Source organism: Flavobacterium odoriferum, from assembly GCF_025499515.1.
Taxonomy (GTDB): domain Bacteria; phylum Bacteroidota; class Bacteroidia; order Flavobacteriales; family Flavobacteriaceae; genus Flavobacterium; species Flavobacterium odoriferum.
The window spans coordinates 19,635-32,528 of record NZ_JAMKFA010000005.1 but is presented as its reverse complement, the minus strand read 5'-3'; the positions used below and the strand labels follow the sequence as shown (position 1 = coordinate 32,528).

At 28.3% G+C, this 12,894-nt stretch carries 12 protein-coding genes; 7 read left to right on the top strand and 5 right to left on the bottom strand.

Translation table 11 applies throughout. The features are described 5' to 3' along the window. Window position 1 precedes the first annotated feature (1 nt). Genes M9Q43_RS14180 through M9Q43_RS04640 form a run of 3 tightly spaced genes read left to right on the top strand, consistent with a single transcriptional unit; the run spans window position 2 to window position 3,180 of the window. Complete coding sequence (locus M9Q43_RS14180) at window positions 2–571, top strand: acyltransferase (protein WP_316044624.1); 570 nt, start codon at window positions 2–4, stop codon at window positions 569–571. Window position 572: 1 nt separating this feature from the next. Beyond that, window positions 573–1,838: an O-antigen translocase gene (locus tag M9Q43_RS04645; protein ID WP_262317806.1), complete on the top strand. Its 1,266-nt coding sequence runs from the start codon at window positions 573–575 to the stop codon at window positions 1,836–1,838. After that, a complete protein-coding gene (locus M9Q43_RS04640) occupies window positions 1,831–3,180 on the top strand; it encodes a glycosyltransferase family 39 protein (protein WP_262317805.1) in 1,350 nt (449 codons plus the stop codon). Before M9Q43_RS04645 ends, M9Q43_RS04640 begins: the two co-directional genes overlap by 8 nt. On the opposite strand, the gene M9Q43_RS04635 is transcribed toward M9Q43_RS04640, so the two are convergent. Next, on the bottom strand, window positions 3,146–4,285 hold the full coding sequence (locus tag M9Q43_RS04635; protein WP_262317804.1) for a glycosyltransferase family protein: 1,140 nt from the start codon (window positions 4,283–4,285) through the stop codon (window positions 3,146–3,148). The genes M9Q43_RS04640 and M9Q43_RS04635 overlap by 35 nt on opposite strands. Before the next feature lie 83 nt (window positions 4,286–4,368). On the opposite strand from M9Q43_RS04635, the gene M9Q43_RS04630 reads away from it, so the two are divergent. Both M9Q43_RS04630 and M9Q43_RS04625 read left to right on the top strand, forming a co-directional pair. Next, entirely contained in the window at window positions 4,369–5,187 is an 819-nt protein-coding gene (locus tag M9Q43_RS04630; protein WP_262317803.1) for a glycosyltransferase family 2 protein, read from the top strand. Then, the gene (locus M9Q43_RS04625; protein WP_262317802.1) at window positions 5,165–5,569 is read left to right on the top strand and encodes a sugar 3,4-ketoisomerase; all 405 of its coding nucleotides are present in this window, start codon (window positions 5,165–5,167) and stop codon (window positions 5,567–5,569) included. The genes M9Q43_RS04630 and M9Q43_RS04625 overlap by 23 nt, the downstream gene beginning before the upstream one ends. On the opposite strand, the gene M9Q43_RS04620 is transcribed toward M9Q43_RS04625, so the two are convergent. From M9Q43_RS04620 to M9Q43_RS04610, 3 genes are read right to left on the bottom strand one after another with little or no spacing between them, the layout of a single operon-like run. Then, the gene (locus M9Q43_RS04620) at window positions 5,566–6,501 is read right to left on the bottom strand and encodes a glycosyltransferase family 2 protein (protein ID WP_262317801.1); all 936 of its coding nucleotides are present in this window, start codon (window positions 6,499–6,501) and stop codon (window positions 5,566–5,568) included. The two genes, M9Q43_RS04625 and M9Q43_RS04620, sit on opposite strands and share 4 nt — an antisense overlap. Window position 6,502: 1 nt before the next feature. Continuing rightward, complete coding sequence (locus M9Q43_RS04615; RefSeq protein WP_262317800.1) at window positions 6,503–7,231, bottom strand: class I SAM-dependent methyltransferase; 729 nt, start codon at window positions 7,229–7,231, stop codon at window positions 6,503–6,505. Continuing rightward, complete coding sequence (locus M9Q43_RS04610; protein ID WP_262317799.1) at window positions 7,224–8,120, bottom strand: glycosyltransferase family 2 protein; 897 nt, start codon at window positions 8,118–8,120, stop codon at window positions 7,224–7,226. The genes M9Q43_RS04615 and M9Q43_RS04610 overlap by 8 nt, the downstream gene beginning before the upstream one ends. A gap of 42 nt (window positions 8,121–8,162) precedes the next feature. Between M9Q43_RS04610 and M9Q43_RS04605 the strand changes: the two genes are divergently transcribed. Continuing rightward, window positions 8,163–8,987: a 2OG-Fe(II) oxygenase gene (locus tag M9Q43_RS04605; protein ID WP_262317798.1), complete on the top strand. Its 825-nt coding sequence runs from the start codon at window positions 8,163–8,165 to the stop codon at window positions 8,985–8,987. On the opposite strand, the gene M9Q43_RS04600 is transcribed toward M9Q43_RS04605, so the two are convergent. Then, the gene (locus M9Q43_RS04600; protein ID WP_262317797.1) at window positions 8,984–9,667 is read right to left on the bottom strand and encodes a cell division ATP-binding protein FtsE; all 684 of its coding nucleotides are present in this window, start codon (window positions 9,665–9,667) and stop codon (window positions 8,984–8,986) included. The genes M9Q43_RS04605 and M9Q43_RS04600 overlap by 4 nt on opposite strands. Window positions 9,668–9,855: 188 nt before the next feature. On the opposite strand from M9Q43_RS04600, the gene M9Q43_RS04595 reads away from it, so the two are divergent. Beyond that, window positions 9,856–12,867, top strand: coding sequence for a tetratricopeptide repeat protein (locus M9Q43_RS04595; protein ID WP_262317796.1), 3,012 nt, complete (start codon window positions 9,856–9,858; stop codon window positions 12,865–12,867). The last annotated feature ends 27 nt before the right edge of the window (window positions 12,868–12,894 follow it).

The window sequence follows — 12,894 nt, the reverse complement described above, 5'->3', positions numbered from 1 at the left end:
AATGGGAATTCTGCATCAATTGAAACAATTTGCTTTTATAAAGCTTCGTATAATAAAATATAAAAGTTTATCAACTTGTCAGCAGGTTTTTGGTCAGCCCAAATTATATCATCCATTACTTTTAAACGGAAAAGGTAAAATATCGTTTGGAAAAAATGTTCAAATTGGAGTTGTAAATTCACCAAACTATTATTCACATTACTCTTATTTTGAAGCAAGAAGTTCAGAAAGTGAAATTTTCATTGGAAATGATGTTTCAATTAATAACAATTGTTCCATCGAATCGCTTTCAAAAGTCACGATTCATGATAATGTTTTGATAGGAATAAATTGTGCTATTCTTGATAACGATGGACATGATTTAGCGATTGAGAAACGATTTTCAGGAACGCCAAAATTTGCTGAAATTACAATTAAAAAGAATGCCTTTATTGGTGATAATGTTACTATTTTGAAAGGTGTAACTATTGGTGAAAATTCGGTAATTGGTAATGGTTCTGTTGTAACAAAAAGTATTCCTGCTAATGTAGTTGCTGTTGGAAATCCAGCAAAAATTATTAAAGAAATTTAATTTGAGTTTTTTTGAAAAACATAAGTTACTTAAAGTTTTATCGCTAAATGCCTTTGGCGTCTTGGTTCAATTTGTATTGGGAATTTTCTCTGTGCGAATCATTTCTGAGTTTTTAGGACCAAACGGAATGGCATTAACGGGGAATTTTAAAAGTTTCACAACTTTATTCAAATCGATTAGTGTTTTAGGCTTAAAAGAAGGCTTAATCAAGTTGTTTTTAGAAAATTCGGATAGTAAAGAAGAACGAAACAGTATTGTTTCTTCTTTTTTAGTATTCTTTTTGGGATTATCATTTGTATTAACAATATTAATTTTTTTGTTCGCAGAATCGTTAAGTTCTTATTTATTTCAAACTACAGTTTTTTCGGTTTATTTGAGCTATTTTGCTGTGTTATTACCTTTTTTTGTTCTGCAAACATTGCTAATCACAATTTTTAATGCCAATCAAGAATTTAAGAAAATAGTTGGTATTCAAATTATTACGAATATTTTCTTGTTTGTAAGTTCGTTTTATTTTATTTATCAACAAAAGTTGGAGGGTGCTTTTTTTGCAATTGCAATTGCCGATTTTATCAGCTTTTTTGTCGCTGTTTTTTTTGTGAGAAAGCAATTTTCTTTTTCTTTCAAATTTCAATCTCATTATCTAAAAATAATATCGAAATTTATAGGAATGGCTTTAGTAAGTGCAATTTTAATTCCAGTTACGACCATTTTAATTCGTAATTATATTATTGATAATTCAAGTTTATACAACGCAGGAATTTGGGAAGCAATTACCAGAATATCGGGTTTTTACATGATGTTTTTTAGCGCTGGATTGTCGTTGTATTATTTGCCAAAGTTATCAGCTTTAAAAACTGATGATGAATTTAAAACCGAATTAAAATATTATTTTAGAATACTGATTCCCGTTTTTATCTGCGTTCTTTTTTTAGTTTTTTTATTAAAAAATATCATAATTTCAATTGCATTAACTTCAGAATTTCAACCGGTGAGTGAATTGTTGATTTGGCAACTTATTGGCGATTTATTTCGAGTGATGACTTTAGCTTTTGGCTTTCAAATCCTTGTAAAAGCTATGGTTTCAAAATATATTTTTATTGAAATTATCTATAATGGACTATTTTTAGTTTTTAGTTTTTTTCTGTTTGATTCGCTTCAAGTAAAAGGAGTTATGGAAGCGTATGTAATTGCAAATGCTATAACATTTTTTGTGGTTTTGTTTATGTTTAGAAAATTGTTCTTTAAAAATAACAAAAATGATTGAAAAAACATTGAAATGGATAAATGATTTGATAGGAAGTTTAATAAAAAATCCAATTCGAAATATTGTTATTTTTGGAATTTTATTGAGGGCTTTTTTCTTTTTAATTTTTTATACATCGGTTACTATTTTTCCAGATTCTGATGGTTATATAGAGTTGAGTAAACTAATTTCCGATTTTAATTTGAAGGGTTATCATGGACTTCGTTCACCGGGTTATCCACTAATAATTGCGGTTTTCAATCAAAATTTATATTTTGTTGTTTTATTTCAGTTTTGTATTGGAATTTTATCAACTATTTTTTGGTATAAAACACTTATAAATTATAAGTTTAATCAAAAAGCAAGTTTTATAATTACTTTATTTTTAGGAAGTTTCATTAATATTTTTTTTTACGAAACAAATATTTTAGTTGAAACTGTAGTGTTGTTTTTTATCTCAATTTTATTCTATTTAATATCTGATAATATTTTAGAACGTCTTACATTTAAAAACTTAATTGGACTTAGTTTATTTTTTGGGTTTTTAGTATTGATAAAACCTTTTTATGCTTTTTTACCTTTTTTATTATTTGCTTTTTTAGTAGTTAAAAAACCAACTTTTAAAACTGTATTTTCAAAAAATATAATCTTAGTAGTTTTCTCTTTAATTGCTTATTATGGTTGGAGTTATGTTAATAAAGTAAATACAGGTTATTTTGCTGCAACTTCTTATTACGGATTAACAAATGCTCAAAACTGTGTTTATTTTGCCGAAAAAACACCTAAAGAATTCAATTGGATTTCTAAACCTTATGTGCGTTATCGAGAAAAAGCTATTCGAGAAGATAAAGATGTAGCAATGTCTATATGGTTTGCTTATGAAGCAGGAGCTTTTGACAAGCACAATCTTACTTTTCAAGAATTGTCTATTGAATTAGGAAAATTTGCAAAAGTTGCAATCAAAGAGAATCCAGGTGAATATCTAAAACAAGTTGTTTTTAGATCTTGGTTTAATTTTTGGAAGCCAACTTTTAAATATAATGATGAGAAATTTAATTTTAAATACGCAAATAAAGTTTGTGTTGGAATTTGGTATTTTCAGCGAGTTTTTTTGATATTGTTTAGAATATCTTTTTTGTTGTTAGTTCCTTTTTATATTTATCATTTTTTTAAAAATAAGATATTAACTAATGAAGTAATTATTGTTGTAATTGTTTTTGGAAATTCGGTCTTACAAGCAATTGTAACTTTTGGAACAAATGACAGATATAGTTTTCCCTATGAATTTATTATGATAATTTTAGTACTAATGTTTTTTAAAAGTAATGTTATTCCCAACACGCTAAATACTTCTTCGCAATAACAATATAATTATGCTCTTTTTCAATAAAGTTTCGAGCATTTTTTGAGATTTTAATCATTTTCTCAGGATGTTCAATTAAATAGGAAAGTTTTGCAGCAATTTCATTTTCATCAGGCAATGCATTAATACAAACTTCGTCTTCCTGCAATTGATACTGATTTAAAAATTCGGTTTCAGCACCCGTAAAAACCACTTTTCCTTTTGCCATAGCTTCTAAAGCATTATAACCTTGATCATAAGCAAACACTTGGTCTAACAAAATATGTGCTTTGTTATATTTGGAAATATATTCTTTGTACGGAAGATTTTCTGTTACAATAATTTCGATTTTGTCTGCATGTTTTTCTTGAATAATTTCTAATGCTTTTTCAAAATAAATAATTCCTTTTTTAGTATAACTCAAACGATTTATACCTAAAAAAATGACAATTTCACCAGTATTTTCTGTTTTTTGAAAAGCAATTGTATCAGTATTTATCGGATTTGGAATAAACGTAGTTTGAAATCCCATTTTTCGCATCGGAATTTCATAATCTAAGTCTGATGTAATTAAGTTTTGACAATTTTCTTTTAGCCAATCAAATGTTTTTCGATAGCTATTTTTTCTGTATTTAAGCGGAAATTGAAATTCTTTTTCTATTGAATTATCTTCAAAATAAGGCGTTAAAACAGAATACTTGAATTCTTTTTTAATCAAATAATCCACAATTGGCGTTTCATCTCCGCAAATGAGTAAGCTTCTGTTTTGTATGTTTTTAAATAATTTTTTATACAAAAAACGAGATAAAATAGGATAAGTTTCTAATGCATCAGAATTGATTAATTGCACATGATGATAGTCATTTAACTTTGGTATTAACAAATAAAAACGAATCGCTTTTTCGATTTTTTCAAAATCTAAACCAATTACTTTTCGAATTCCTCTGTAAAGTAAATTAGCGATTTTATTATCGTTGCAAATTTGAGCATAAATAGAATAATCAACCGGAAATTGTTTGAACTTATCGCCACAACCCACAATAGATACTTCATGACCAAGTGTAACGAATCCTTCCTTTAAAGAATTATGTAAACGACTATATTCACCAAGCAAAAGTATTTTCATAAATAATTCTAAATCTTGTCACTAATCACTAATCACTAATCACTAATCACTATATTTGTGTAAATATAATGCAATTGCTAAAAATGTATCATAAATCGGACATAGAAATATTAATTGCAACCATGAATCAAACCAATTTTGATTTTTTGGAAACTATGTTTTTGTTTTCCGATTTCAATAAATTTAATATTTTAATTGTCAATCAAACTACAGAAAATAAAGTATTACATTCTAATAATGAGCGAATAAAAGTATTGAATGTATTTGAAAAAGGATTGTCTAAAAGTCGAAATTTTGCACTCGAAAATGCTATAAAAAAGTTGGTTATTTTTACTGATGATGATGTGGTTTTTCAGCAAAAATTCGAAAAAAAAATCATAAAAGCCTTTAATTCTAATTCAGAACATGATGGTTTTAGATTTCAATATTTGAACGCTCAAGGCAATTTAGCTAAAAAATATCCAAGAACATTTCAATCTAAACTTACTAATTTTGAAATTTTAAATACATCTTCAGTGGAACTTGTTTTTAAAAGAGAAAGTTTAAAAGACGCAAATTTACAATTTGATGAGAATTTTGGATTAGGTGCCAAATTTTTTATGGGTGAAGAAGCTATTTTTGTTTCTGATGGAATTAAAAAAGGGTTAAAAATTGGTTTTATTCCCGAAAAATTGTTGTCTCATTCACAGCCTTCAACAGGACACAAAACTTTAATTTCAGAAGTTTATTATGTGCAAAGTGCAGTTTTTTATAGAATTTTTGGTAAAATGCAATTATTTTGGATAGCTTTGAAATTATTTTTTGATTTGAAGCAAAGTAAAATCTCTTTTTCAGAAGTAGGTCACTTATTCAAACAAGCACAAAAAGGAAAAGAAGCTTATGCCAATGCTACAAAATTGTAAATTATTATCTATTCCAAAAATCGAAGACCCAAGAGGAAATCTTTCGGTTATTGAAAACAATGTCATTCCTTTTGAAATTAAACGCGTTTATTATTTGTATGATGTGCCTAGTGGAGCAGAGCGTGGCGGTCATTCGCATATTGAACAACAAGAGTTTTTAATTGCACTTTCGGGGAGTTTTGATGTTATATTGAACGATGGTCAAAAAGAAAATGTGGTTACTTTAAACAAACCTTTTCAGGGTTTATTGATTACTAACGGAATTTGGCGCGAATTGAAGAATTTTTCTTCGGGTGCAGTTTGTTTGGTAATTGCTTCAGATGTATTTTCTGAAGAAGATTACATTAGAGAATTTTCAGCCTTTTTGGAATCAAAAAATTAGTGATACACCGAAAAATCAATCCCATATTTTTTTAATAAATGTTTTACTTTTAAAAGTAATTTTAAAATAAAAATAGGCGTTGAAAGTAAGACTTTTGTTTTAAAAGGAATTTCTGTTGTAATATCTTTTAAATAGAAATTAGATTTTTCTATATTTTCAGCAATTCTAAATTGTAAAGCATATTCTAAACGATAAAAATCGAGAAATTTTTTTAGACTTTCATTGTTACTTTCAAAAGCATGAAATTGTTCAAAAAACATTAATTTCTTTTGCGAAATCGGTGTTTTTGACAATTGATTATCTAACGAAAAATTATATTCTACCGTAAACGAGTTGGTAATTGCAACAGATTTTTCAATAGCAATTTTAGTATATAATTCTAAATCCTGTCCGCTACTTATTTCTAAATTGAAAAGAAAATTATTTTGTAAAACTCTTTTAGGAATAGCAATTGCAGAAGTTAATCCAACACGATATGCTTTGCTTGCTTTGAAAAAATCAGGTAGAATTCCTCTAAAATCATTAGAAACTGATGGTGAATAAGTAGTTTTAATGGTTTTCTTTTCTGAAATTTTCATTAAATAGCGACTTCCATACATACCGCAATTTGGAAAATCTGTGTAAAGTTTGAAAATTTCTTCTAAATGATTTGGAAACCAATAATCATCTGCATCTAAAAATGCTATTAATTCTCCTGTAGCTTTTTCGATTCCTAAATTTCTTGCTGCCGCAGCACCTTTATTTTCTTGTTGAAATAAATTAATTCGATTATCTGAAAATTTAGAAACAACTTCAAAACCATTATCTGTCGAACCATCGTTTACAATAACAATTTCAAAATCCGTAAAAGTTTGTGCCAAAACCGATTGTAAGGTTTCCGAAATGATGAAACCTTTATTAAAAAGTGGTATGATTACTGATATTTTTGGCATCTTATTTTTTGGCAACCAGAATAATTTCGTTAGAAAAACCTAAATATTCTTCTTTTTTATATTGGTTTACAATTATTGAAAAACCAACAGATTCTAATCGTTTTTTTAAACCATCAACCGAATAAATTCGAACATGATCTTCTTGTCCAAAATGAATTAATCGCTCAGATTCTGAAGTTATAGCATAATCTTCATAGATTTCTCCATCTTTAAAAGGTGTTTGAATTAAAACTGTTCCATTTGGTTTTAAAACCCTAAATAATTCACTCATCGCTTTTATATCATCAACTACGTGTTCTAAAATATGATAGCAAATAATTAAATCAAATTGAGCATCTTTTTCAGGAATTTGAGTAATATCATATGAAACATCTGCTATGAAATCGCCAGATAAATCAGACGCAATATGTTTTATATTAGATACTTTTTTCCATTTGCGAAACAAACTTCTGGAAGGTGAAAAGTCTAAAATTTGTATGTTTGAACGTAAATATTTTTCTGCAATTAGTTTCCATAATCTTCTATCACGTGACAAGCTTCCGCAGTTTGGACAAAGTAAATCAGCGTTTGGCAAACGTTCAAAACTTGAAGTTTTAAAATTACAAACGCTACAAAAGTGTTGTGTTCCTTTCTTAAAAAAAGCATAACATTTTCTAAAATAAGGCTCTATCCTAAAAAGTGTTTTTTTTGGAAAAATAGCAGTAAAAACTCTTTTTAGAATGTTATACATGTTTGTTTTTATTTAGTAAACAAAAATAACCCAATTTATAAAAATCGAACAGAAAAAGTGAACAATATCTTGAAGTTAAGTTTTTGATAATTATTTTTTTTGATATCTTGAATGTAAATGCAACTAAGCCATCTAATTTTAATTGTTTAATTTTTAAATACAAAGCACTTAATGAAGTGTCTTCATACTGCAATTGCTCAGAATCAATTAGTTTTTTTAAGTTTTGAAGCGAATAATTATACTTTTTTATAAATTCTATTGAAGTTTCTTCGTTTTGATGAATGCAATTATTCTCAATTTGGTGAATTGGAACAGCGTTTTCTTTTAATTTTTTCAAGAAAATAAAATCTTCAAAACCATAATCCTTTATTGAAGCGTCAAATGGAAATTTTTGAAACACTTCTTTTGAAATCAATAAATTCCAAGAAAAAACAATATTATATGGGTTTTTTAATCTGAAATCTAGGTTTTTACTTTCTCTTTTATGGCCATAAATCCATCGAAGCAATGAATTATTTTTTGGTTTTTCATTGCTATAAATTACACCACCAAAAGCAATAGTAATATTTTCGTTTATTAAAGAAACATACTTTTTTATGTAGTTTTCATTTTCAGGAAATGCATCGGCTTCAAGCAACAAACAATGATTAAATTTTGCTTTTTCTACTAATTTGTTTAAATTAGAAGCTCTTCCTAAGTTGGTTTCATTTGAACTAAAGCTACAGTTTTTCAATTGGTTAATAGCTTCATTTTCTACAAAAGTAATTTTGCTTCCATCATCTAAACAAATAATTTCAAAATCGATATTTAATTTTGAAGTTTGGTCTACTAATTCCTTCACTAACGAAAAAACATTATAGTTGTATGTTGGAATTAAAATGGATAACATTTATGTAAATTAAATTAACTAATTTTATGAAAAATTTGTAAAATGACCCGAAAAGACTTGTCAGATTTAATATTTTCAAAAATAGAAAAAAACCAAGACATTTTATCGAAACAATTTGAAGATTCTAAAAACAAAATTGGTTTTTTTTATATTGATGATCTTTTACCTGAGGAAATAGCTATTCAAATACATGAAAACTTTCCGAAGCCGTCAGAAATGGTGCTTAAGAAAAGCATTCGTGAAAACAAATATATTGCGGCACAAATGGATTTGTATCATCCTATTTTAGAAGATATTATTTATGCATTTCAAGATGAACGAATTGTGAAATTAGTGGCTAAAATTTGTGCTATTAAAGAAGCTTTTCCAGATGATAAACTGTATGCTGGTGGTATTTCTTTGATGGGAAAAAATCAGTTCTTGAATCCACATTTAGATAATTCGCACGATAAAGAACGTGAAAGATGGCGTGTTTTAAATTTGTTATATTATGTAACACCAGATTGGGATATAAAAAATGGCGGAAATTTAGAGCTTTGGCCCAACGGATTATCTGAAAAACAAATTACAATTGAAAGTAAATTTAATCGATTAGCAGTTATGGCTACGCACAATCATTCGTTGCATTCTGTTTCACCGGTTGTGGTTGATATAGAACGAAAATGTGTTTCGAATTATTATTTTTCTAACGCCCCATTATCATCTACCGATACTTTTCACGTTACTTCATTTAGAGGAAGACCAGAAAATAAAATAACTGATTTAATTCTAAAAACAGATACTTGGTTACGAATGAATTTGAGAAAAATCTTCAAAAAAGGAGTGAAAGAAAATCCACATTACTATAAAAAAGGTTCAAAGAACTAAACTGTTCTTTGAACTACTTCAAACATTTTTCCACCTTCAAATTTTAAAGTTTTTGAAGGATATTTTAAAACTAATGCATAATCATGCGTTGCCATTAAAATGGTTTTTCCGTTCGCATTAATTTTTTTAAGTACTTCCATAACTTCCACACTGGTTTGTGGGTCAAGATTTCCGGTTGGTTCGTCAGCTAAAATTAATTCTGGGTCGTTTAGTAAAGCTCTTGCAATTCCAACACGTTGTTGCTCGCCTCCAGATAATTGATGTGGCATTTTTGGTGCAAAACCTTTCATTCCAACTTTGTCTAAAACTTCTTCAATTTTAGCGTCCATTTCAGCTTTTTCAGACCAACCTGTAGCTTTCAAAACAAATAAAAGATTTTCTTTTACACTTCTGTCAGGTAGTAATTTAAAATCTTGGAAAACCACACCTAATTTTCTTCTTAAATATGGAATGTCGCTTTCTTTTAAAGTATTCAAATCATAACCAACTACGCATCCTTCTCCTTCAGTTAAATCTAAATCAGCATATAAAGTTTTTAAAAAACTACTTTTTCCTGATCCTGTTCTACCAATTAAATATAAAAATTCACCATGTTTTACTTCGATATTAACATCGGTTAAAACTGGATTTTTATCTTGATAAATGGTTGCGTTTTTTAAAGATAGAACTGCTTCTGACATAGTGAAAATGGATTTTAAAATGTAAAAGTAATAACTTATGACTGGGTTTCAAAATTTTAAACGCTTTTCGACTAAAAATAGTGCATTTGGTTAAAAACTATGTTCAAAAATAGTACAATAATATGTTAAGATGCTTCGTTTATACCTTTAATAAGCCTTATATTTGGAACTTATAAATAACGAATCTTATGATAAAGTATTTAAAACTTTCTTTTTTAGTAGTTTTCTTTTCTGGAACTCTTTTTGCCCAACAATCGTCGGTTTATACACACGATTTAACCGAATTTAATCGTGCGGTTGAGTTGTATAAAGATAAGCAATATCAAGCAGCACAAATTTTGTTTGATAAAGAAAAAACAAAAACAAACAATCAAGAAGTAGAAGCAGATTGTGCATATTATATTGCCAATTGTGCCATTAGATTAAATCAAATGGGTGCAGATGTTTTGGTTGAAAATTTTGTAGAAGATTATCCAACTAGCACAAAAACCAATCAAGCCTATATTGAAGTGGCACATTACTATTTTGACGAAGGAAATTATCCAAAATCGTTAGAATGGTTTGATAAAGCCGATTCAAATTCAATGTCTCAAGCTGATAAAGAAAAATATAATTTCCAAAAAGGATATGCCTATTTCACAGCTAAAAATAATAAAGAAGCCGCTAAATATTTCAATATGGTGGTGAATTCTAAAACATTTGGAAGCCAGGCAAAATACTATTTGGGGTACATGTCATATGAAACTGATGATTATAAAAGTGCCAACGAGTATTTTGAACAAGTTTCAGACCAAGATAAGTACAAAGAAAAAATGGGCTATTTTCAAGCCGATATGAATTTTAAATTGGGTAATTTTCAAAAAGCAGTTGATTTAGGTTTGGAACAAATGCCAAAATCAAGAGCTGATGAAAAAAGCGAATTGTCTAAAATTATTGGAGAAAGTTATTTCAATTTAAAAAAATACGACAAAGCATTACCTTATTTGTTAGACTATAAAGGGAAAAAAGGAAAATGGAACAACACCGATTTCTATCAGTTGGGTTATGCATATTATCAACAAAAAGATTATGAAAATGCCATTACACAATTCAATAAAATTATTGATGGTAACGATGCTGTGGCCCAAAATGCCTATTATCATTTAGCGGAAAGCTATTTAAAAACCGATAAAAAGCAACAAGCTTTAAACGCATTTAAAAAAGCATCTGAAATGGAGTTTGATGCTAAAATTCAAGAAGATGCGTATTTGAATTATGCTAAATTAAGTTACGAAATTGGAAATCCGTATCAATCAGTTCCTGAAATTATGAATGCGTATTTGGCAAAATATCCAAATACGTCATATAAACAAGAAATCAATACGTTATTAATTAGTTCGTACATCACTTCAAAAAATTATAAAGAAGCTCTGGTTTTATTAGAAAAAAGTAAATCTCCAGAAAACAAATTAGCGTATCAAAAAGTAACTTTTTATAGAGGTTTAGAATTGTACACCGATGGCGATTTCAAAGGTGCTTATTCGTTATTTAAAAAATCTATCGCAGAAAATAAAGATGCAAAATTTTCAGCAAGAGCAACCTTTTGGAAAGGTGAAACAGAATACAATTTAGATCAATTTGAAGAAGCAAAATTAAGCTTTTTACAATTTCTAAATAGCTCAGAAGCTTCAACTACTCCTGAATTCAAAAATGCAAATTACAACTTGGCGTATGCGTATTTTAAATTAAAAGAATATGATAATGCCATCAAATATTTTGGAGATTTCACTACTTCAATTAAAGACGATAAAGTACGCTTGACAGATGCGTACTTACGTTTAGGAGATTGTAATTTCATTTCAACAAAATATTGGCCAGCAATGGATGCCTACAATAAAGCTATTGATTTAAAAAGTGTTGATGCCGATTATGCAGCTTTTCAAAAAGGAATTAGTTATGGTTTTGTAAGCAAACCAGATAAAAAAATTGAAGATTTAGAAAAATTCATAAAAACGTATCCAACTTCACAATATGCAGACGATGCGCTATATGAATTAGGAAATACTTACGTGAATCAAAATCAAACCGATAAGGCGATTTCGACTTATGACAAATTAATTAGCGGTTACAAATCGAGTTCGTATGTAGCAAAAGCGATTCTGAAACAAGGTTTGATTTATTATAACGGAAATAAAGAAGAGCAAGCGTTAACAAAATTTAAAAAAGTAGTTGCCGAATATCCAAATTCTCCAGAATCATTAGAAGCCGTGTCAACTGCACGTTTAATTTATGTAGATAGCGGTAAAGTTGACGAATATGCCGATTGGGTTAAAACCTTATCTTTTGTAGAAGTTTCAAATGCTGATTTAGATAACGATACTTATGAATCTGCCGAAAAACAATATTTACAAAACAATGCCAAACAAGCTATTTCTGGATTTATAAGTTATGTGAGTAAATTTCCAAACGGATTACATGCTTTGAAAGCGAATTTCTATTTAGCACAATTGTATTTTGCCGATAATTTAGAAGCAAATTCAGTGAAACATTATGATTTTGTAGTTTCAAAACCACGAAATGAATTTACCGAACAATCATTGGCTCGTTTGTGTCAAGTGCATTTAAAAGCAAAGAATTACGACAGTGCAATTCCGGTTTTAAAACGTTTGGAAACCGAAGCAGAATTTCCGCAAAATAAAACGTATGCACAATCTAATTTAATGAAATCGTATTACGAAAAACAAGATTTTGCAAATGCTGTAATTTATGCAGATAAAGTATTGGCAAATGATAAAGTTGATGATCGAATTAAAAGTGATGCACAAATCATCGTAGCACGTTCGGCAATTAAAACCAACGATGAAACAAAAGCAAAAGATGCTTATGCAAAATTGAATAAAATTGCAAAAGGCGAACTAAAAGCAGAAGCATTATATTATGATGCTTATTTCAAAAATAAAGAAGGAAAATTTGATGCATCTAACACAGTAGTTGAAAAAATTGCAAGCGATTATTCAGGTTATAAGTTTTTTGGAGCAAAAGCATTGATAATTATGGCAAAAAACTATTTCAGTTTAAATGATAGTTTTCAAGCTACCGAAATTTTGCAAAGTGTAATAGATAACTTCACAGAATACGCAGATGTAGTTGCGGAAGCACAAAAGGAATTAGATACTATAAAAATCGAAGAAGCAAAACGTAATTCATCAATCACAAATTAATATATAGCAAGAAACTGTCATTCTGAA